Below are 21,009 nucleotides of genomic sequence, written 5' to 3'. Positions count from 1 at the left end.
CTATGGTAGAAAAGCACATCAAGCACCTGCTCTATAATCACGACTGCGTGATCATACCTGATTTTGGCGGGTTGATCACGCGCTATGTGCCTGCCCGGATCAATCCGGTAAAGCATACGCTGGTGCCGCCGTCCAAAAAAATTGCTTTCAATGAAAAGCTGGTTCTCAACGATGGGCTGCTCATCAGCACTATCGCTTATGCCAATAACAGCTCGAAAGAGGAGGCCAGACAACTGGTCGTCTCTTTTGTGCATGAGGTACGCAACCGCTTGGAGAGCGAGCAGCGCTTTGAACTGACTGACATTGGTGTGTTCAAGTACAACCACGAGCAGCGGTTGGTATTTGAGTACACTGAGGGTGACAACCTGTTGGAGGCAAGTTTCGGTTTGCCCGAGATCGTTGTTAGGCCAATCCGACATGAAGAGCCGGCCGTGCTGCGTACTTTGATCAAAGAGCGTCAGGCAGCTGAGCCTGCACCTGTGCGGAAGCCCTTCAAAGTTCGCCTGAAGCGCGCTTACCACGTTGCGGCAGGACTGGCGCTGACAGGCTTGGTCGGAACGGCATTATACATGCTCTCCCTTCAAACAGATTATAACCTGAGCAGCCTGAACCCGATTTCGCTTATAAGCGGCGATAAGCAGGTGGCGGATGATAATACTGTCACTGCTTCTATACCTGTTCAGCACGAAACTACCTTAGGGCAAGCCGCTGCCGCGGATGTAATGGAAGTTTCGGAAGCAAGCATGGTGGAAGGAACAGAAGCCTGGGACGTAACTTCCAGCACTACTTCTGGTTCGGAAGGCCAATATGCTGCAGATGAATTCGTTAATGAGAAGGGCGAGGCAGTTGAGGAAGCAGCTGCGCCAGCTCCTGTTACTACCACAGTAAGCGATAAAGATGGTCGCTATTATATTATTACAGGAGGCTATGCCCGCATGCTGAACGCAGAATTCAGCCGTCAGGAGATAGCGGAATTCGGCCACGAAGCTAAGGTTTTGGAGCCTGGTAAAGGAAGCCGGCTCTTTAAGGTATCTGTGGCTGACTTTGCCACGGCAGAAGAGGCGCAGGCTGCCATGAACACTTACAGAAAATCATTCGGAGAAAATATTTGGGTTTATAATAATTAACATGACATCTCTCTTCTTACAAATTACAACAACTCCTGCTGACACAGCATCAATGATGATGGATGGGGCAGAAACAGCGGAAAGCTCGGTATCCCTACTAGACCTGGCGATGGCAGGTGGCTGGGCTATGATTCCACTGCTGCTTTTGTCGCTTGCTGCCGTTTACATCTTCTTCGAGCGCTATCTGACGCTGAAGAAGGCCGCTAAAAACCCTGACGGATTCAGTGACCGCATTAAGAGTATGGTATTGGCCGGCGACATAAACGGTGCCCGTATGCTGTGCGCTCAAACCAACACACCAGTAGCCAGAATGCTGGGCAAAGGTGTAAGCCGTATCGGTAACCCGCTTAAGAACATTGAAACTTCTATTGAGAACGTGGGCAAGATCGAGATCAGCCGTCTGGAGCGCAACCTGGCAGCCCTGGCAACTATTGCAGGTGCGGCGCCAATGCTGGGCTTCCTGGGTACGGTTACAGGTATGATTCAGGCCTTCATCGCGATTGCACAGGCTGAGGGTTCTGTAAGCCCGCAGTTGCTTTCAGCTGGTATTTACCAGGCGATGGTAACAACGGCTGCCGGTCTGATGATTGGTCTGCCAGCTTATGTAGGGTACAACTACCTGGTGTCGAAGATCGATAACATCGTACACGCCATGGAGTACTCTTCCATTGAATTCATTGATCTGTTACAAGAACCACAACTTTAAGCATGAATTTACGCTCTAAAAACAGGATCAACCCCGATTTCAACATGTCCTCTATGACGGACATCATCTTCCTGTTGCTTATTTTCTTCATGCTTACCTCAAACTTTGTGACGCCTACAGGCCTGCCAGTTAGCTTACCCTCCAGCAAGGTGTCTAACATCGTGATGGAAAAGGTGAACATCACAATCACGAAAGACCTACAGTATTTCCTGAACGGCAAGCAAATTGATGAGTCACAGCTGGAGTCGCAATTGGCAGCACTTTTGCAGGGAACAGAAGAAGGCGTGGTGGTGTTGAACGTAGACAAGACTGTGCCGGTAGAATACCTGGCCAAGGTGGCAGGTATAGCTGCCAGTTTGAAAGCGAAAGTAACACTGGCCACTGAGCCTACTAAGTAGCATTGATTACACATGGAGATAGCACTATCACAGGAAGAGGAAAAGAATAAGAAGATAGCTGCAGGGGTGAGTATTACCCTGCACATCATCATTCTATTGCTGCTCTTTTTTCTGCTGGCCTGGAATGGCGCCCCTGGCGAAAAAGACGAGGAGATCGGGATTGAGATAAACTATGGCACTGACGCCATGGGCAGCGGCGATGTGCAGTCGAAGGCTACTCCAAACGAGTCGAAGAACGTGCAGGATAGCAAGCCTGCCCCAACGCAGCCGGAACCTCTTCCGGAGCCTAAGCCCGTTGCAGCTGCTACTCCTACACCGCCTACTCCTGTAGAAACGCCAAAAGTAGTGGCCGCACCTGTAGAATCGCCGGTGTCGGTGAAAGAGGAAGTAAAACCACAGCCGAAGCCGCAGCCAAAAGTGGAAGAGGTTAAAAAACCGGTTGAGCAGCCTAAGGAAGAAGTTAAAAAGCCAGAACCTGAGAAGCCACGCACGCTATACCCTGGCAAGCCTACCGAAAGCACAGGCACAGGAAAAGCTGGAACGTCAAGCGAGGCTACTGGCAACAACAATGGTGATGATGCCAACAAAGTTGGTGACAAAGGTGACCCACGTGGCCAAATGACTGCCAAGAACTACGAAGGTACGCCTGGCGGTGGAGGCGGGGGCGACGGTCTGGATATGGCCGGCTGGCGCTACGACATCTCTCCGAAGCGTGACCCTTACGAAAATGAAACAGGTTTCGTGAAGTTCCGCATCCGCATCGACGCTGACGGTAACCTGATCGGCATCGACCGACTGGAAAGTACTGTGTCGCCGCACGTAGAGAAGTGGTACCGTGAGCAACTTCAGAAAACAACCTTTAGCCGTACGGGTGGAGGCAGAAGTACCACAGGCGCTACTGGTACTGTTACTTTTGTGATCCGATCACGCTAATTCCGATTGATTTCATGACTTATCAAGAGTGTCTTGATTACCTATACCAGCAATTGCCGATGTTCCAACGCATCGGCAATGTTGCTTTTAAGAAGAGCCTTGACAACATTATAGCCCTTTGCGATGCGCTGGGCCAACCCCAGCACAAATTCAAGACGGTGCACGTGGCCGGCACTAACGGCAAAGGCAGCAGTTCTCACATGCTGGCTGCCGTGCTACAGAGCGCAGGTTATAAGACAGGCCTCTATACCTCTCCGCATCTAAAGTCTTTTACCGAAAGGGTGCGTGTAGACGGTGCCGAATTGCCACAGGACTACCTGGTTTCTTTTGTGGAGCAACACAAGGACCTGTTCGAACAGGTTAAGCCATCCTTTTTTGAAATGACGGTTGCGCTGGCCTTCCAGTACTTTGCGGACGAGCAGGTAGATGTTGCCGTGATCGAAGTAGGCCTGGGTGGCCGACTAGACTCGACGAACATCATTTCGCCTGAACTTTCCCTAATCACTAATATTGGTTTAGACCACCAGGCACTATTGGGCGATACGCTGCCCGAAATAGCAGGAGAGAAGGTCGGCATTGTCAAGTCCCATATACCTGCCGTGATCAGTACCAAGCAAGCTGAGATCATGCCGGTATTCGAGCAAAAGGCCGCTGCTGAACAGGCGCCACTGTATTTTGCCACCGATAGCATTCGTGTGCAGGTGCTTGATCAGCATTTGGAGGGGCAGGTATACGATGTATATCTGGATAACAAACTGTGGCTGCCTTCACTCCAGTCCGATCTGGCAGGGGTTTATCAGCAGTATAACCTACCCGGTGTGCTTAAATCGCTGTTGTTGCTCCGTGAACGAGGCTTTACTATCACAGACGATTCTATTCGCCAAGGTATAGCTAACACTAAATCCATCACCGGGCTGAAAGGTCGGTGGCAGGTATTAGGTACACACCCTTTAACTATTTGTGATACAGGTCACAATGTGGACGGCATTAAACAAATACTTGCCCAACTGCATGCCATTAAACCAAAGCACGTACACATGGTGTTTGGGGCTGTGAATGACAAAGATGTGACGACCATAATGCAGCTTTTGCCAATGGATTATACCTATTATTTCTGTCAGGCGCAGATACCGCGGGCATTGCCTATAGCGGAACTCAAGGAAAAAGCCGGGCAAATAGGATTGCGAGGTGAAGCTTATGCGACCGTGAGCGAAGCTATTGCGGCGGCAAAGGGAAATGCAAAGCCGGATGAGATAATTTTTATTGGAGGTAGTACCTTTGTGGTCGCAGAGATTGACGAACTATAAGAAATGGGAAGAAGTAAATTAGCAAAGTTTGCCGCCATAGCGGAGCGTGAGAATGTAATTGAACCAGAAGGAGAACTCTATGGCCAACTGAAAGGCAGATGGCGGGACGAGTTTTTCGAGAATGATAATCCCCTGATCCTGGAAATCGGTTGTGGCCGTGGCGAGTATACCGTAGGTATGGCCCGTCTTTACCCGGACAAAAATTTCCTGGGGCTAGACATCAAAGGAGCTCGTATTTGGAAGGGCAGTTCTCTGGCGGAAGAGGAAGATCTGCACAATGTCGCTTTCCTGCGCACCTTTATTGAGAACCTGGAAGATAACTTTGCTGAAGGAGAAGTGGATGAAATCTGGGTTACCTTTCCAGATCCAAGACCGAAAGACCGCGATATTAAGCGTCGCCTTACCTCGCCACGTTTCCTCGATCTCTATGCAAAGATTCTAAAGCCTGGTGGGATTTTGCATTTAAAGACCGACAACCAGATGCTTTTCGAATATACCCTGGAAGTGTTGCAGGAGCGCAATCCGAAGGACCTGCTTTTTACCGATAACCTCTATCAGTCCGATCTGCAAGAACATACCATGGGCATTTACACCACTTACGAAAAACGCTACCTGGCCGAGGGCATTACCATCAAATACCTGCAGTTTAAGGTATAAGCCTTCAGGTATAGTTGCTTACATTTCAAGACGAGACGGTCCGCTATACCTGGGTAATGCGGACCGTCTTTATTTTTTGGTAGGGATATTTGTTAGAAGTTAAGGTATAGCCGGTCTTGTATGAATAAAACCCTCTCTGGCCTGGTGCATGATTCGGACAGGTCGCGACCTGTCCCTACAGGTGGTTACGTTTTGAAATTGCTCTTCGGGATTTATCAATCCCGAATCAAACTGTTGGGGATTGATAAATCCCCGTGTGTAGGTTTTGTAGGTATACGGGGACAAGGATGTCCCCGGCAGGAATACTTCCGGACATGGATATCCGAAAGAGCATTCAGGGTTTCTGGATTGGGAATGTTCAGATTGATATATGACTGTGAACGACGTTACACTGTGACGTCGTTACATTTTATCTCCTAAACTCTCTAACTCCTAAACTTCCTAGTTTTCTTCTATTTCTTCGAAGATCTCCTGCAGTTCGTCAAAATCCTTTAGGCCAGGCTTGATTTCGTGACCGCCGCGCAGGCCGACGCCGGCAGGCTTGATCTCTTTCAATATGGTGTTGATATTATGGCGGTGAACCCCAAAGCCCAGGTATACCTGGAATCGCTTGGCCAGGTTCTTGAGGAACTTGGTATTGGTTTCGTCAATGTTATCAAAATCAGATGAATAGATTAGGAAGCTATCAACAGACGGACTATAAAGCTCCATCATTTCTAGCAGCTCGCTTTCTACGGTGTCTTTGTTGATGAATACTTTTTGAATAACCGGGCGGTTGATCTCTTCTATCTCGTCGATCAGGTAGGGCGTATCTAACTGAATATAGTCAAGACCAAAGTCGTCGGCATACTGGTTGATGATATCCGGCTTGGCACGCTCGAACTCGCCAGCCAGCTTCACGCCAGATACCCAGCCTACAATCTCCTTCAGAGTTTCAGAAGACATGCGCTCCTTATCGTCCAGTTTCAGGTTAAAGCTGATAATATCAACGCCCATACCGGCGCAGTAGCGAGCATCGCTCAAATTGTTAATACCATTTACTATTACAGAGGTCCGTAAGCCCATAGCAATTTATCTTTTTAGAACCATGTCGGTTCTGTTTGTCTAATTGAATACCAAAGTAAGTCCCAAAACGGGTACGATGCCATTTTTTTCAAGTTTTTTTTAACGCGCCATCACTTCTCAAACAGTTGTAGCTACAATATTTGCCTGGCTGAATCTTTATTAGTGCCCTGATGTTACTATCTTTGTAGTAAAATTAAAGCAATTCGAATTACAATTCTAAAGATAAATGAGTAAGTTAGGAAGGGTATTGGTGGCCATGAGCGGCGGCATAGACAGCTCCGTGGCGGCTGTGATGTTGCATGAGCAGGGTTATGAAGTGGTGGGTATGACCATGAAAACCTGGGACTACGCATCGAGTGGTGCCAGCAAGAAGGAAACCGGTTGCTGCAGCCTTGACTCGATCAACGATGCCCGTAACATAGCGGTGCAGCTTGGCTTCCCGCACTATATTATAGACATACGCGAAGAGTTCGGTGATTTTGTGATCAACCATTTCACGGATGAATACATTGCCGGTCGTACGCCTAACCCATGCGTGCTGTGTAACACCCACATCAAGTGGGATGCTCTGCTGCGTCGTGCCGACCAGTTGGGCTGCGATTTTATCGCTACCGGGCATTATGCCAACATCCGTGAAGAAAACGGTCGTTATGTGATCTCTAAAGGTCTGGACGAAAGCAAGGATCAGTCTTACGCACTGTGGGGTATCTCTCAAAAGAGCCTGGCCCGCACGATATTCCCATTGGGAGGTCTGCGCAAGACTGAGATTCGCCAGATGGCCATGGACCGTGGCTTTACTGAACTAGTAAACAAACCGGAGTCTTACGAGATCTGCTTTATACCTGACAACGACTACCGCAGCTTCCTGAAGCGTCGTGTAGAAGGGCTGGAAGAGCAGGTAGCCGGAGGAGAGTTTGTGCTCGAAGATGGTACTGTTGTGGGCAAGCACGAAGGATACCCTTTCTATACGATTGGCCAGCGCAAAGGCCTGGGTATAGCTCTTGGTTTCCCGGCCTACGTAACGCGAATCGAAAAAGACGCAAACCGCGTTGTGTTGGGTAACTATGAAGACCTGGCAAAAAACGCCATGACCGTAGGCAAACTGAACATGGTGAAGTACGAAAACCTGATCGGTCAGCCTATACCTTCCATCACAAAGGTAAGGTATAACGACCCGGGTACGGAGGCCATTATTGAACAGGAAGGCGATAAAATGAAGGTACACTTCCTGAGAGGTGTGCATGCAATCGCTCCTGGTCAGGCTGCTGTATTCTACGAAGGCAACGACGTGGTAGGCGGCGGCTGGATTGAGACGAACTTTAACTCAGACTTTAACCTGAACGTGTTGCAATAATGAGAAGAGCCCATCTGCTTTTGGTTGTGCTGTCCGCTTTTGTAGCTGGCTGCGAAAGTAAATACAAAGACCCCGACCCGCAAGCGATGGGCTACGACTATTATCCGTTAGAAATAGGGCAGTACCGGGTGTATAATGTCATGGATATCCGGTTTTCTAGTAACATAGGTGACACAATCCGTTTTCAATTGCGCGAGCGAGTAGATACTAGTTTTCACGACCAAACAGGACAGCTTGTCTATAAAGTTATTCGCTCCATTAGACCAAACGACAGAAGCGAATGGTTGGATGATTCTGTTATGATCGTCAATAAGACGGAACGGATGGTATTGACTACAAAAGATAATACAAAATATGTGAAAATGGTCTTTCCAGTTAATGGAAGTAAGAAATGGGAAATGGATGCTTTTAACAGTAGAGTTGTAGTTGATTCAATTGCTAGGCTCTATGTAATTAAGCAACAGTATGTTTACGACAGTGTTGGTGAGCCTTTCGTTATTAATGGTACTGAGTTTCCTAATACTGTTACAGTTAAACCAGAAGTACCATTTGTAGCAGGCAGATTAGATGATCGCCGTGAAGTATACTCGAAAAATGTTGGGCTTGTGTATCGCATCTATAATAAGGTAACTTATTGCGAATTGTCTAATAATAAAGAGTGCCCCAAGTATGTAGATTGGAGAGATAGCGGCCATGAACGCCACGAAATCTTAATCGAGCACGGTAAACTCTAGGTCTTATGCGATTTCTGTCCCTGTTTGTCTACCTCCTAGTGTTAGCGCCTTTTGCAAAGGCGCAGGGGAGTGGCGACACAGAGCAGAAGCACCTGATCTACTTCACTGACAAGAGCAATTCTCCCTTTACAGTAGCACAACCAGCGCTATACCTTTCTGCCAAGGCCATCGAACGCCGGAGCAAGCAGGGTATAGCGCTTTCGGTTCGTGACCTGCCGGTTAATCCATCCTATGTGAGTAGCCTAAAAGCCACCGGTGCAAAGGTGCTCTATACCTCTCGCTGGTTCAATGCCGCAGTCGTGCAATGCTCACCTGGGAAGCTGGCCGAGCTACAAAAACTAGCTTTCATTAAAGGGACCCAGCAACTCAACCGTTTGCCTGCTCCAGCATCCGGAAAAAAAGGCACCCAGTCGAACGACAGCTTAAAGCTTGCAAAGGCTTCTTTCGACGCCTCTTATTTCGGTCCGTCCTTCCACCAGTCCAGCATGCTGGGTATACCTGAGCTGCATGCGGCTGGCTACCAAGGCGAAGGGATCACCATTGCCGTTTTCGACGCTGGCTTTCCTGGTGTGAATAGTGTCAGCGCTTTCTCTCATCTATTCCAGAATGGGCAAATGAAGGGCACTTACGATTTTGTAGGCAACAAGACAGATGTGTATGGACACAGCCAGCATGGCACTTCGGTGCTATCTACTATGGCTGCCTATGAACCGGGCCGCATCGTAGGTACGGCCCCCAAAGCCGACTATTACCTTTTCCGAACGGAAGACGCCGCCACGGAGCATAACATTGAGGAGGTGAACTGGCTGCTGGCCGCTGAATATGCTGACAGTGCAGGCGTGGACGTGATCAATTCTTCGCTCGGCTATACCTTGTTCGATGCACCTTCTTACAGCTATTCCTACAGCGAACTCAATGGCAATACAACCATCATAACCCGCGCCGCCGACCTGGCTGCCGCTGCCGGTATGCTGGTTGTAACGAGTGCTGGCAACGAGGGCAACAAAGCCTGGCGCTATATTTCTGCACCCGCCGATGCCGACTCTGTGCTCACCGTCGGGGCTGTCGATTCGCTGTCAGTACATGCGATCTTCAGTTCAGTGGGGCCAACTGCCGACCAGAGATTAAAGCCTGATGTGGTGGCGATGGGACAGCAGGTATACGTGCTGTCTTCTTCAGGTAATTTAGGCCGTTCCAGCGGTACTTCTTTCTCGGGTCCGATTATGGCAGGTATGGTCGCCTGCATCTGGCAGGCTCGCCCTAAGCTCACCAACATGGAATTGCTGGAACTGTTGCGTCAGCTAGGAAGCAACTACAACAACCCCAATAACACCATCGGCTACGGCATTCCAAATTATACCCGACTCGTTACAGGCTTAGCTGACGAACTGGCGGCTGGCATCAGCATTACCAATCCGGTTTCGGAGGAACCTATTGTGCTGCGGATGGACAAGACTTGGCAGCAGGAAAACACCCTAGCGAGGCTCTATGATGCCTCCGGTAAATTGTTACTTACCCAGTTGTTGCCTGCAAACCAAGCGGTACATACGCTCAGCATCAGACCTTCACGGCTCAAAAAAGGCATATACCTTTGCCAGGTGAGCTCCAGTAGCAGAAACGTTACCCTGCGCTTTGTCAGACTCTGATGCCGCACGTTTTGTTTTTCACACGCAGGATTCTATCTTAATTTCTATATTTGCTTCATGAAACCAATTATTGCTCCCTCTGTACTCGCTTCTGATTTTGCCAATTTGCAAACCGAAGTAGAAATGCTGAACGAAAGCCAGGCCGACTGGCTCCACATCGATATCATGGACGGCCGCTTCGTGCCGAATATTTCATTCGGATTTCCTGTACTGCAGGCCATCCAGCGGCATGCCAAAAAGCCATTGGATGTGCACCTGATGATCGTGGAGCCGGAGCTTTACATTGAGCAGTTCAGAGAGGCGGGAGCCGAGATCATTTCTGTGCACCTGGAAGCCTGTAACCACCTGCACCGCACAATCCAGCAGATAAAAACAACAGGAGCCAAGGCAGGTATAGCCCTCAACCCGCACACTTCCGTACAACTGCTCGACGATGTGATCGCTGACGTGGATCTGGTATGTCTGATGTCGGTTAACCCAGGTTTTGGCGGACAGAAATTTATCGAAAACACCTACCGTAAGATCGAAGCCCTGAAAAACCTGATCATCGCCCGCAATTCCAAGGCACTGATTGAGATTGACGGAGGCGTGAATCAGCAGAATGCACCTTTGCTGCTTGAGAAAGGTGCTGACGCCTTGGTGGCCGGTAGCTTCGTGTTTAATTCAACTGATCCTTTGCAGACCATCGCCAATCTGAAAAACCAGGCTTAATTTAAAACCTAAACGCCCCTTATGCACCGATATCTTGCGGTATGGCTCTTGATGCTGCTGCCAGCAGTTGTCTATGCACAGCAGGGGTTAATAAAGGGTACGGTTCTAGACCAAAACCGACAGCCACTCGAGATGGCGACGGTTGGGGTGCAGGGCCGTACCCTTGGCATTCAAACCAACGCCCAGGGAAGGTATAGTCTGAAAGTACCTGTTGCTGAAGACCTCATACTAGTGGTGCGTTTTCTCGGCTACAAGCAACAGGAGCGGCGTGTGCGCCTCGAGACAGGGCAGGAACTGGTACTCGAATTTGTGTTGGAAGCCGACCCGCAGCAATTGCGGCAGGTGGATGTGCGGGGCAAAAGAGAAGACGATACCCGCGAACAGGTTAGTGTCACCCGTCTTGACCCAACGCTTACTAAAACCCTTCCGTCCGCTTTCGGCGATTTCAACATGATACTGGCCACGTTGCCCGGTGTCACCAGCAACAACGAACTTTCCTCTACCTACTCCGTGCGCGGTGGCAACTACGACGAAAACCTGGTTTACGTCAATGGCATAGAGATTTACCGTCCCTTTCTCATCTCAGCTGCGCAGCAGGAGGGGCTCAGTTTCGTAAATCCGGATCTGGTGGCCAATGTCGAGTTCTCCTCCGGGGGCTGGCAGCCCAAGTATGGCGATAAGTTGTCGTCCGTGTTGAATATCCAATATAAGCGACCAACAGACTTTGCCGGCTCTGTGACCGGTAGCCTTACCGGCGGTGCGATTCACCTGGAAGAGGCCTCCAAGAACAAGCGGATTTCATACCTGATGGGTCTGCGCCACAAGAATAGCAGGTACATGCTACAGGGACTGCAGGTAGACGGGGAGTACCGGCCTACTTTTACTGACGGACAGGTATACCTTAGTTTTGACTTAGGCAAAGACCCGGAGCGAACAACGCTGGGATTGCTGGGTAGCTATGCCCGTAACAATTTCCGGGTAGAGCCACAGACCCGCACAACGACCTTCGGCACCCGACAGGCTCCTCTTCGGTTGCTGGTCGAGTACGATGGTCAAGAAAACATGGAATACGATACGTATCAGGTCGGAGCCAATCTCAGTCATCAGGTGTCGGAAGATTTATTGACAGAATTTATAATCTCAGGCGTACATTCACTAGAGCGAGAGTTTCGGGATATAGAGGCATTATACCGACTCTGCGACGTGAATACGCTTGGTCGCAACGACAAGGGCGAATGCCTGCGTGACCGGGGCATCGGCAGTCAGTTTGACCACGCCCGCAATGCCTTGAAAGCGCTGGTACTGGCTGCTGAGAGCCGCAACACCTGGCGCCTTAGTGCCCGCAGCACCGTGCTGGCCGGAGCCAAGGCCAGCCTGGAGCGTATCAACGACCGCCTGGCGGAGTACGGCTTCGTGGATTCTTCGGATTACGTGACCATGGCCTATCAGCTTGATTCGGAATTGAATCTACATACCCAGCGCTATAACGGCTATGTGCAGCATACCTACGAACTGGATTCACTCAGGACAATCACCTATGGCATCCGGGCCAGCTATTGGAGCTATAACAACGAACTAACCATCACACCGCGAATCCAATATTCCTTTATAACACGCCATAATCCTGACCTTTCGTTTAAAGCAGCCATCGGTCTTTACTACCAGCCTCCCTTTTACCGGGAATTGCGCAATTTCCAGGGTGAGCTCAACCCCGATCTGAAAGCCCAGCGCTCTTTGCATGCGGTTGTAGGTAGTGACTACCTGTTTAAGGCCTGGGACCGTGACTTTAAGCTGACGACCGAGGCCTACTACAAACACATGACTAACGTCATACCCTATGATCTGGATAATGTGCGACTGCGCTATTACGGTCAAAACAATGCGAAAGCCTACGCTGCCGGGTTTGATGTGCGGGTGAACGGGGAATTTATAAAAGGAGCGGAGTCGTGGCTAAGTTTGGGAGTGATGCAGACGCGAGAGAACGTGCAGGGCGATTCCAGCCTGGTGTACAACAGTTCAGGCGAAATAGTCGGAAGTAAAGATCGTGGCTATTTGCGTCGTCCAACTGACCAATTAGTCAATATCGGTGTATTCTTCCAGGACCACCTGCCGGATAATCCCACCGTCCGGATGTATCTGAATGCTGTGTACGGCAGTGGCCTGCCCTTTGGACCACCTAATCGTCCCGAGTTCCGCAATGCCTTTTCAGGGAAGTCTTATAAAAGAGTAGACATTGGTTTTTCGAAGCTGATTGCCTTAGGAGATGATCTGACGGAGCGAAAGAAAGTGTCGTTGGAGAGTCTTTGGATAGGCATGGAGGTGCTCAACATCATCGACGCAAAGAACCGCATTTCCTACAGCTACGTAACCGACGTGAATAACCTGACCTACGCCATACCTAATTTCCTGACCGGCCGACGACTCAATCTTCGCTTCATCGCCCGGTTTTGACCAAAAAAGCGGGGCTCCGATCATCATCGAGGCCCCGCTTTGAGCTTAATTGCAACGCTATTACCTGCGTTTTTTCCATTCATTATACGCCGATTCGATTTCCCGCGCATACGTCTGATAGCTTTCCGGCTCTTTAGGTCCCAACTGCATTGCCTTGGCGCTTAGATTTGCCGCTACCTGGTACTCTCTGTTCAGTGCATACAGCCTGGCTTTAACCCAGTTGTTGAAAAAGTTTTCTTTAATAGCGATCGACTTATTAATATACTCTAAGGCCTTCTCGTGCTGGTCCTTACGTGAGGTTAAATAATCAGCTGCCTGTGCCCAAGTATACCAGTCATCCGGAGCAGCTTCTTTCAGGGCTTTGTTGATATTGGCCAGGGCCTTTTTTTCAATTTCCGTTTCAATGCGGATCGCCACTTTTGAGTTCTCCCACGTCAGGTTCAAAGTACCCGTATTGGTACTGATATCACCAAAAGCAAACTGCAATGTTTCTTGAAAAGGAATATTAGTCGGTGTCACACGAAGGTATGCCACGTCATTCAGTTCACTGTAACCCTCCAAACCCCAAAGCGTCGTGTCTTTATTCAACACGATGTTCCATTCCGTTTCATTTTCAGGCAGAATAAAGAAGGAGTAAGTACCAGCCGGAACACGTTCGTGGTTCAGGAAAAGATCATCTTCGAAGGTGATCAAAGTTGCCTCATTGGCACCAGCCCGCCAGAGCTTTCCGTATGGCACAAGCGATCCAAAGATCTGGCGCCCTTTAACACCCGGCGCATGGTAGCGCACTGTTATCTCAGTCAGTCCTATGGTCTGCTTCACCATAGCGGCAGGGCTGGCCTGCGGCAATTTGATCTGAGCAGCTGTTTGCTGACTGATTGATAAGCAAAAAACAAGAGTCAAAAAACTGAGCAGATACTTCTTCATGATTATTATACGAGAGATGCGTCTTTAGTAGTAAAGGCAAATACTGAAAAAACTATGCCAGAACTTAAAAAATTATATATTAAAATTTTGATACAAAGTTAGCTAAAAATAGCACTGATTTTAAAACAGTTTTATTGATAACATGGCCTAAACATATAGTTCAAGCAAATAATTGGATGAAAGCACTCCTAACAAAGGATGTAACATATATAAATTATTGTATCCAATAAAAATAACTTAAAAAAATATTTGATGAGTATAACCTTTTAACATTAATATTGTATAAAGATACTATAAATTTAAATTATAGTAAGTTGGTTGATATGTCCTATCCAGAGCATTTCATTGCCCGCCTGCCACAAAGGTAGTTAGGCAAGTTATGCTTTTTTCGTTTTCGGGTTAGTGCATTCACTCTCTTTCAGTCCTCTGTTGCGCTTAAGGCAGGTGCCTGAAGCGTGTTTTAATTGTGAACCCTTAATTATAACCCTTTACTACTGATTTATGAATGGTAAACTTTTACTAAAACACATGGCGAAGTGGCGAATGCTATATGTAGTCACGTTAATGGTTTCGCTTTCCTTTGCAGGGGTGAATGCCTTTGATAACTACTCACCAACTGTGATGTCCGATAAGGACGATTATGCTCCGGGAGAGGTAGCTATCATCACAGGCTATGGCTGGACACAGGATAGTTTGGTTGATATACATCTTGAAGAAGATCCAGCCCATGACCATCATCATGGATACCACGATACTAAGGTAAACCCAGATGGAACATGGGAAATAAGATATCCAATTGAATGGAGACATTTGGGAGTAAAATTCACTGTAAATGTTGTTGGTAAACAATCAGGAGCTGAGGCAATAACCTTTTTTACTGATGCCAATGTAAGGTTTTCTGCTACTGGGCCACTTGTAACAACAGGTAATGGTAAAGATAATATAGTTGTTAATTATAGAATTAATAACGGTGAACTACAACAATTTGAATTTACTGCTCCTGGAGGAACAGGCTCCTCAACGATTGCGGTTGAAAATGGTAGTCAAATAACTTATTCTTTCGAAAATATAATAAGGCCGGATGGTACTGTTTTGACCGCTTCAGGGGGATCAGCAACTGTTGGTAGTACAAATAGCAGCAGAGTAGATATTGTAGCAAATTATTGTGCAGCTCCGCTTGCTCCTATAGTTACTGTATTTGAAAACTGTGATGGTACTACTACCTTATCTACTAATGCTTCTGGAACTCTAAGATGGAGCACAGGAGAAACCACTACCTCAATAACAGTTTCCACAGCTGGTTCTTACTCCGTAACAACTACTGTAAATGGATGTACTAGTCTTCCAGGCTCAGGCACTGCGGCTCCTAGAACAGCTTCAAATGCACCAACCATAATTGCTACATCAAGCACATCAGTTTGTCCTGGTAACTCAGTTGTATTGTCATCTTCATCATCAAGCGGAAATCAATGGTACATAGGTGGAGAAGCAATTGATGAGGCTAATGGTCAAACTTATACTGCAACTCAAAGTGGTTCCTATACAGTTATTGTGACAAATAATGGCTGTTCTTCTGTTGTATCAAACGAGATAACGGTAACGGTAGAAGACAAGGTAGCTCCAACAGTAGTGACTCAGCCGCTGACGGTACAGCTGGACGCCTCCGGCGCAGCCACGATCACTGCTGCTCAGATCAACAACGGTTCTTCTGACAACTGCGAGATTGCCTCCCTGTCCCTGGACGTGACCAGCTTCGACTGCTCTAATGTTGGGCCTAACACCGTGACGCTGACCGTAACGGATGTGAACGGCAACAGCAGCACTGGCACTGCCGTGGTAACGGTAGAAGACAAGGTAGCTCCAACAGTAGTGACTCAGCCGCTGACGGTACAGCTGGACGCCTCCGGCGCAGCCACGATCACTGCTGCTCAGATCAACAACGGTTCTTCTGACAACTGCGAGATTGCCTCCCTGTCCCTGGACGTGACCAGCTTCGACTGCTCTAATGTTGGGCCTAACACCGTGACGCTGACCGTAACGGATGTGAACGGCAACAGCAGCACTGGCACTGCCGTGGTAACGGTAGAAGACAAGATTAAGCCTACAATTATAGTTCCAAATGCTATCAGTATTTCTAATGATGATAAATTATGTGGTGCCTTGATGATTATTACTGCGCCGATTGCATCTGATAACTGCAGCGTCCGTACACCTGTAGGCATTAGAAGTGACGGCAAGTATTTAACTGATGTTTTCCCAGTAGGTACTACCACCATCACCTGGACTGTGTCTGATGCAAATGGCAACTCTGCCGCTGCGGTAGAGCAGACTGTGACGGTAACGAATTCTAGCCCTGTTATTGGTTCAATTACTGCTAGTACAGACAAGCCAATTAATATAGAGTTTGGTACTGTTACATTAACAGTCAACTTTGCAGACAATAATGTTACCAAGGCGGCTGTAAATTGGGGTGATGGTGTAATTGAAATGGTGGATGTGAATGGTACTTCGGTTGATTTAACTCATAAATACTCAAAAGCCAATATTTACGCACCAGTAATAACTATCACAGACGCTTGCGGTGAAGTTTCTAGCTCAATAGAGTACCAGTATGTTGTTATTTACGATCCAAATGGAGGATTTGTAACAGGTGGTGGTTGGATCAACTCACCATTAGAGCCTACTGTAGAATATATGCAAGTAGGAGGTAAGGCAAATTTTGGATTCAACGCTAAATACAAAACTGGTAAAAACGAGTTAGATCAAGTTGACGGTAACACTACCTTCCACCTGAATGCTGGTAACCTTAACTTCAAGAGTTCATCACATACGAAGATGTCACTGGTTATTGCTAAGCATAAAGCAACATATACTGGTGAAGGTACTATCAATGGCAGTGGTGCTTATGAATTCAGAGTTATAGCTGTTGATGGTGATCTGAAAGGAAACATCGAACCAGATCAGTTTAGAATTAAGATTTGGAGAAAAGGATATCCTTCAGATGTAGTGTATGACAACCAATTAGGTATTGCTGAAAACGTTGACCCGAGCGGCGACAACACTATCCTCGGCGGCGGATCCATCGTAATCCACGAGAACAAATCGATTGCTGGTAGTGGCAACACCAAAAAGCTCGAAACCGCTGACCAACTGGAAGGTTTGTCCTCTGCTCGCTTTGACAACTATCCGAATGCTTTCTCTGATCGTACGACGATTCGTTTCTCCTTCGATAAGGAAGAGCAGTTTGCGCTGGAAGTATACGATGTGAGAGGCTCGCTGATCAAGAAGGTGGCAACTGGTAATGCGGATGCCGGACAGGTATACGAGTATGAACTGGATGCCCGTCACCTGGCAGAAGGCGTTTACTTTGCCCGTCTGATCACTGGTACGAATGCACAGACCGTTAAAATGATCCTCAAAAAGTAAGCTGACGCTTGCAGGGTCTTATGGCCCTTAAATAAAAAGGCACCTGTCGTAACTGACGGGTGCCTTTTTATTTAAGGGCCAAATTATGCGATAGGCAAAACAAATTTGACTCTTATTTGTATAAACCAAAATCAACTGTACCTTTGCAGCAGCAGATGAGCAAAACCACGCTACATATCATTTCTTTCATTCCTACGGCAACGCCTGTTGCCTGTGGTTCTGCTGCGCATCACCATCATTTCCATCATTCCTCGTAAGAGGAATCATAACACTATATAGCCCCCTGTAGGGTCACTGCACCCTTTCTATACTTTGCCTCCAGCAAGGTCATTTGTATTTGTACCTATTTAATCAAACCAATTTATATGCTACGTTTAGCAATACAGAAATCCGGTAGGCTGAGTGAAGACTCGCTTAAACTGATCCGTGAGTGCGGTATCTCGTTTATCACCAGCTCTCTAAAACTCAAAACTGAATCAACCAATTTCCCGCTCGAGATACTATACCTGCGCGACGACGATATACCTGGCTACGTGGCCGATGGTGTGGCTGACATAGGTATAGTGGGAGAGAACGTGCTGGTAGAGGAAGGTATGCAGCACCTGGCGGTGGAGCAGCTTGGTTTCTCGAAGTGCCGTTTGTCACTAGCGGTGCCTAAGGGCGATCCATATGAAGACATTAGTGACCTGCAGGGCAAGAACATTGCAACTTCCTATCCTAAACTGCTGCAGGCATACTTGGACGAAAAAGGCGTGCAGGCCAACATCCATACCATCAGTGGTTCTGTAGAGATTGCACCTAGCATCGGATTGGCAGAAGCGATCTGTGATATTGTCAGCTCAGGCAGTACTCTTATCAGCAATGGGCTGCGGGAGGTAGAGCGAGTATTCAAGTCGCAGGCGGTACTGATTGCAAATGGTGGCCTGAATGCTGAAAAGCAGGAAATTCTGAATAAATTACTCTTCCGTATCCACGCCGTACAGCGTGCCCAAAAAGCCAAGTATATTCTCCTGAACGCCCCGAACGAAAAGATTGCCGAAATTAGCGAACTGTTGCCTGGAGCCAAGTCACCTTCCATTCTGCCACTGGCTGAAGAGGGCTGGAGCTCGTTGCACTCGGTTGTAAATGAAGACGATTTCTGGGAGATCATTGAAAAACTGAAGGCTGCCGGAGCACAAGGTATATTGGTAGTACCTATTGAAAAGATGATCGTATGATGCGCAAAATAGAATTCCCAGATCGGGCAGATTGGCAAGGGCTGGTGAAAAGGCCGACGCAGAACTATGAAGACCTGGAAGCAGGTATAGCCCAGACTTTCCGGTTGGTACAGGAGCAGGGCGATGGTGCTTTGTTGGAACTGACGCAAAAGTACGACGGCGTAAAACTGACGAGCCTCTTTACTACTCAGGAAGAGATCGCAGCGGCAGAAACTGAACTATCAGCTGAACTGAAAGAAGCCATTTTGCAAGCCTACAGCAACATACAGCTTTTTCACGCACAGCAGGCCGAGCAGCCAAAACAATTAGAAACTATGCCAGGGGTTATGTGCTGGCGCAAGAGTGTGCCCATCGACCGCGTTGGTTTGTACATACCGGGCGGAACAGCACCTTTGTTCTCAACTTTGCTGATGCTGGGTGTGCCAGCCAAGCTTGCAGGCTGTCCGGAGGTGATTTTATGCACCCCACCAGCCAAAGATGGCTCTATCCACCCGGCTATACGCTACACGGCATCGCTGCTAGGTATTGATAAGATTGTCAAGGTGGGTGGTGCGCAGGCTATTGCAGCTATGGCATTTGGTACAGAGTCTATACCTGCCGTAAACAAGATCTTCGGGCCGGGAAACCAGTATGTGACGGTAGCCAAGCAGATGCTCAGCAAAACTGGCGTTGCCATTGACTTACCGGCCGGACCATCCGAGGTGCTTGTGATAGCGGATGATTCAGCCAATCCAGCTTTTGTGGCGGCTGACCTGCTTTCGCAGGCTGAGCACGGCGCTGACTCGCAGGTGGTGGTGTTGACGACTTCTGCCGAAATGCTAAGCAGGGTAGAGCAGGAGCTGCAAACACAATTGGATAACTTGCCCCGCAAAGAATTTGCTGCCAAAGCCCTGGATAACAGCTTAGGTATATTACTCGGAAGTGTAGATGAAATGCTGCGCTTTTCGAATTTATACGCCCCCGAACACTTAATCCTTTCTATCCGAAATTTCGAACAGGTGCTGGACGATATCACCAATGCAGGTTCAGTATTCCTGGGCAATTACAGTCCGGAGTCGGCGGGTGACTATGCCTCTGGCACGAACCATACCTTGCCTACCAATGGCTACGCCCGTGCCTACAGCGGCGTGTCGCTTGATAGCTTTGTGAAGAAGATCACCTTCCAGCACATCACGCCGGTAGGATTGCAGAACATCGGAAAAACCATAGAAGTAATGGCCGCCGCTGAGGGGCTGGAGGCGCACAAGAATGCGGTAAGTATCAGATTAAAGGAGGTGCAAAATGTTTAGCCTGGAAAATATTGTACGTCCGAACGTACTGAAAATGAAAGCTTACTCATCGGCACGTGATGAGTTCAAAGGAACAGCCAGTGTATTTGTCGATGCCAACGAGAACAACCTGGGCAGTCTGGCTGGCGAAAGGTATAACCGCTATCCGGACCCGCACCAGAAAAAATTGAAGGAGCGGATTGCTGTCATCAAAGGCATATCCCCCAAACAGATTTTTTTAGGCAATGGCTCTGATGAAGCCATTGATTTGCTGTTTCGGATGGTATGCCGACCAGGACAAGACAGTATGCTGCACCTGCCACCTACCTATGGCATGTATGAGGTATCCGCCAACCTGAATGAGGTGCAATTGGATGCTGTGCAGCTGACGCCTGACTTTCAGATCCCTGTATTGGAAGTGCTGCGAAACGTGAAGGACACTACCAAGCTGATCTTTGTCTGCTCGCCCAACAACCCAACCGGTAACCTGATCGAGCCGGAAAGCATCGAAACTTTGTTGGATAATTTTGACGGACTGGTCGTGGTAGACGAAGCTTACATCGACTTTGCCGATGCACCAAGCTGGACGACCAGACTAGCAGAATATCCGAACCTGGTCGTGCTTCAGACCTTCTCCAAAGCCTGGGGGATGGCTGGTTTAAGGCTAGGTATGGCTTTCGCATCAGAAGAGATCATCGCATTGTTTGACAAGATCAAGCCGCCTTACAACATCAACGAAGCCACCCAAGAGCTGGCACTCAAGGCATTGGATCAGACGGAGCAACTCGCTTACATGATCGAAGAGATTGTGCAGGAAAGGGAAATGCTATCCGACGCACTTCCGACCCTCGAGGCCGTCGAAAAGGTATACCCATCGGATGCCAACTTCCTGCTAGTGAGGGTAAAAGAGGCCAACCGACTTTACAACTATCTGCTGGAACAGGGCATTGTGGTGCGTAACCGTTCCAGTTTGTCTGGATGCGAGGGGTGTCTGCGCATTTCAATAGGTACCATAAACGAAAATCAACAGCTGTTTCAAGCCATTTCAAATTTTAGATAAGCACATTTAGTAGCGCAATGAC

At 48.2% G+C, this 21,009-nt stretch carries 17 protein-coding genes; 15 read left to right on the top strand and 2 right to left on the bottom strand.

Translation table 11 applies throughout. The annotated features are described in order from the left end of the window. Positions 1-2 precede the first annotated feature (2 nt). From C8E01_RS11110 to trmB, 6 genes are read left to right on the top strand one after another with little or no spacing between them, the layout of a single operon-like run. Positions 3-1,127, top strand: coding sequence for an HU domain-containing protein (locus C8E01_RS11110; protein ID WP_165820617.1), 1,125 nt, complete (start codon positions 3-5; stop codon positions 1,125-1,127). A gap of 52 nt (positions 1,128-1,179) precedes the next feature. Continuing rightward, entirely contained in the window at positions 1,180-1,833 is a 654-nt protein-coding gene (locus C8E01_RS11105) for a MotA/TolQ/ExbB proton channel family protein (RefSeq protein WP_116543514.1), read from the top strand. A 2-nt stretch (positions 1,834-1,835) separates the two neighbouring features. Then, positions 1,836-2,231, top strand: a complete 396-nt coding sequence (locus C8E01_RS11100) for an ExbD/TolR family protein (protein ID WP_116543513.1) — start codon at positions 1,836-1,838, stop codon at positions 2,229-2,231. Positions 2,232-2,243: 12 nt separating this feature from the next. After that, positions 2,244-3,164 carry a hypothetical protein gene (locus C8E01_RS11095; protein ID WP_116543512.1) on the top strand — a complete coding sequence of 307 codons (921 nt, stop codon included), beginning with the start codon at positions 2,244-2,246 and terminating at the stop codon, positions 3,162-3,164. 14 nt (positions 3,165-3,178) lie between these two features. Continuing rightward, positions 3,179-4,471 carry a bifunctional folylpolyglutamate synthase/dihydrofolate synthase gene (locus C8E01_RS11090; protein ID WP_116543511.1) on the top strand — a complete coding sequence of 431 codons (1,293 nt, stop codon included), beginning with the start codon at positions 3,179-3,181 and terminating at the stop codon, positions 4,469-4,471. Between the two features lie 3 nt (positions 4,472-4,474). Next, positions 4,475-5,128, top strand: coding sequence for a tRNA (guanosine(46)-N7)-methyltransferase TrmB (gene trmB / locus C8E01_RS11085; protein WP_116543510.1), 654 nt, complete (start codon positions 4,475-4,477; stop codon positions 5,126-5,128). A 441-nt stretch (positions 5,129-5,569) separates the two neighbouring features. On the opposite strand, the gene trpF is transcribed toward trmB, so the two are convergent. Further along, positions 5,570-6,193: a phosphoribosylanthranilate isomerase gene (gene trpF / locus C8E01_RS11080; RefSeq protein WP_116543509.1), complete on the bottom strand. Its 624-nt coding sequence runs from the start codon at positions 6,191-6,193 to the stop codon at positions 5,570-5,572. Between the two features lie 226 nt (positions 6,194-6,419). On the opposite strand from trpF, the gene mnmA reads away from it, so the two are divergent. From mnmA to C8E01_RS11055, 5 genes are read left to right on the top strand one after another with little or no spacing between them, the layout of a single operon-like run. Next, a complete protein-coding gene (mnmA, locus tag C8E01_RS11075; RefSeq protein WP_116543508.1) occupies positions 6,420-7,547 on the top strand; it encodes a tRNA 2-thiouridine(34) synthase MnmA in 1,128 nt (375 codons plus the stop codon). After that, the gene (locus tag C8E01_RS11070; protein WP_116543507.1) at positions 7,547-8,281 is read left to right on the top strand and encodes a hypothetical protein; all 735 of its coding nucleotides are present in this window, start codon (positions 7,547-7,549) and stop codon (positions 8,279-8,281) included. Before mnmA ends, C8E01_RS11070 begins: the two co-directional genes overlap by 1 nt. A gap of 5 nt (positions 8,282-8,286) precedes the next feature. After that, the gene (locus tag C8E01_RS11065; RefSeq protein WP_116543506.1) at positions 8,287-9,927 is read left to right on the top strand and encodes a S8 family serine peptidase; all 1,641 of its coding nucleotides are present in this window, start codon (positions 8,287-8,289) and stop codon (positions 9,925-9,927) included. Between the two features lie 57 nt (positions 9,928-9,984). Continuing rightward, on the top strand, positions 9,985-10,638 hold the full coding sequence (rpe, locus tag C8E01_RS11060; protein WP_116543505.1) for a ribulose-phosphate 3-epimerase: 654 nt from the start codon (positions 9,985-9,987) through the stop codon (positions 10,636-10,638). Between the two features lie 21 nt (positions 10,639-10,659). Beyond that, positions 10,660-13,089, top strand: coding sequence for a TonB-dependent receptor (locus C8E01_RS11055; protein WP_116543504.1), 2,430 nt, complete (start codon positions 10,660-10,662; stop codon positions 13,087-13,089). Between the two features lie 60 nt (positions 13,090-13,149). On the opposite strand, the gene C8E01_RS11050 is transcribed toward C8E01_RS11055, so the two are convergent. Next, complete coding sequence (locus tag C8E01_RS11050; RefSeq protein ID WP_116543503.1) at positions 13,150-14,016, bottom strand: DUF2911 domain-containing protein; 867 nt, start codon at positions 14,014-14,016, stop codon at positions 13,150-13,152. Positions 14,017-14,544: 528 nt separating this feature from the next. Between C8E01_RS11050 and C8E01_RS11045 the strand changes: the two genes are divergently transcribed. The 4 genes from C8E01_RS11045 to hisC all read left to right on the top strand — a co-directional run bounded on the left by C8E01_RS11045 (position 14,545) and on the right by hisC (position 20,987). Further along, positions 14,545-17,442, top strand: coding sequence for a T9SS type A sorting domain-containing protein (locus C8E01_RS11045; protein ID WP_207774892.1), 2,898 nt, complete (start codon positions 14,545-14,547; stop codon positions 17,440-17,442). A 365-nt stretch (positions 17,443-17,807) separates the two neighbouring features. Then, positions 17,808-18,659, top strand: coding sequence for an ATP phosphoribosyltransferase (gene hisG / locus C8E01_RS11040; RefSeq protein ID WP_116543501.1), 852 nt, complete (start codon positions 17,808-17,810; stop codon positions 18,657-18,659). After that, positions 18,659-19,948 (top strand): histidinol dehydrogenase, encoded by a 1,290-nt coding sequence (gene hisD, locus C8E01_RS11035; protein WP_116543682.1) that lies wholly within the window; start codon positions 18,659-18,661, stop codon positions 19,946-19,948. The genes hisG and hisD overlap by 1 nt, the downstream gene beginning before the upstream one ends. After that, positions 19,941-20,987 carry a histidinol-phosphate transaminase gene (gene hisC / locus C8E01_RS11030; RefSeq protein WP_116543500.1) on the top strand — a complete coding sequence of 349 codons (1,047 nt, stop codon included), beginning with the start codon at positions 19,941-19,943 and terminating at the stop codon, positions 20,985-20,987. Before hisD ends, hisC begins: the two co-directional genes overlap by 8 nt. Positions 20,988-21,009 lie beyond the last annotated feature (22 nt).

The organism is Pontibacter virosus (assembly GCF_003096355.1).
In the GTDB taxonomy this organism is placed as follows: Bacteria; Bacteroidota; Bacteroidia; order Cytophagales; family Hymenobacteraceae; genus Pontibacter; species Pontibacter virosus.
Note: the sequence above shows the minus strand (reverse complement) of the source record. Positions and strands in the feature narration are given on the sequence as shown.

What these genes read in the sequence shown, in the direction of transcription:
- C8E01_RS11095 (WP_116543512.1), top strand. Translation starts at nt 2,244, where the DNA reads ATGGAGATAGCACTATCACAGGAAGAGGAAAAGAATAAGAAGATAGCT.
- hisG (WP_116543501.1), top strand. Translation starts at nt 17,808, where the DNA reads ATGCTACGTTTAGCAATACAGAAATCCGGTAGGCTGAGTGAAGACTCG.
- C8E01_RS11045 (WP_207774892.1), top strand. Translation starts at nt 14,545, where the DNA reads ATGGCGAAGTGGCGAATGCTATATGTAGTCACGTTAATGGTTTCGCTT.
- rpe (WP_116543505.1), top strand. Translation starts at nt 9,985, where the DNA reads ATGAAACCAATTATTGCTCCCTCTGTACTCGCTTCTGATTTTGCCAAT.
- C8E01_RS11070 (WP_116543507.1), top strand. Translation starts at nt 7,547, where the DNA reads ATGAGAAGAGCCCATCTGCTTTTGGTTGTGCTGTCCGCTTTTGTAGCT.
- hisC (WP_116543500.1), top strand. Translation starts at nt 19,941, where the DNA reads ATGTTTAGCCTGGAAAATATTGTACGTCCGAACGTACTGAAAATGAAA.
- C8E01_RS11105 (WP_116543514.1), top strand. Translation starts at nt 1,180, where the DNA reads ATGATGATGGATGGGGCAGAAACAGCGGAAAGCTCGGTATCCCTACTA.
- C8E01_RS11050 (WP_116543503.1), bottom strand. Translation starts at nt 14,016, where the DNA reads ATGAAGAAGTATCTGCTCAGTTTTTTGACTCTTGTTTTTTGCTTATCA.
- trpF (WP_116543509.1), bottom strand. Translation starts at nt 6,193, where the DNA reads ATGGGCTTACGGACCTCTGTAATAGTAAATGGTATTAACAATTTGAGC.
- C8E01_RS11110 (WP_165820617.1), top strand. Translation starts at nt 3, where the DNA reads ATGGTAGAAAAGCACATCAAGCACCTGCTCTATAATCACGACTGCGTG.
- hisD (WP_116543682.1), top strand. Translation starts at nt 18,659, where the DNA reads ATGCGCAAAATAGAATTCCCAGATCGGGCAGATTGGCAAGGGCTGGTG.
- C8E01_RS11055 (WP_116543504.1), top strand. Translation starts at nt 10,660, where the DNA reads ATGCACCGATATCTTGCGGTATGGCTCTTGATGCTGCTGCCAGCAGTT.
- trmB (WP_116543510.1), top strand. Translation starts at nt 4,475, where the DNA reads ATGGGAAGAAGTAAATTAGCAAAGTTTGCCGCCATAGCGGAGCGTGAG.
- C8E01_RS11090 (WP_116543511.1), top strand. Translation starts at nt 3,179, where the DNA reads ATGACTTATCAAGAGTGTCTTGATTACCTATACCAGCAATTGCCGATG.
- C8E01_RS11100 (WP_116543513.1), top strand. Translation starts at nt 1,836, where the DNA reads ATGAATTTACGCTCTAAAAACAGGATCAACCCCGATTTCAACATGTCC.
- C8E01_RS11065 (WP_116543506.1), top strand. Translation starts at nt 8,287, where the DNA reads ATGCGATTTCTGTCCCTGTTTGTCTACCTCCTAGTGTTAGCGCCTTTT.
- mnmA (WP_116543508.1), top strand. Translation starts at nt 6,420, where the DNA reads ATGAGTAAGTTAGGAAGGGTATTGGTGGCCATGAGCGGCGGCATAGAC.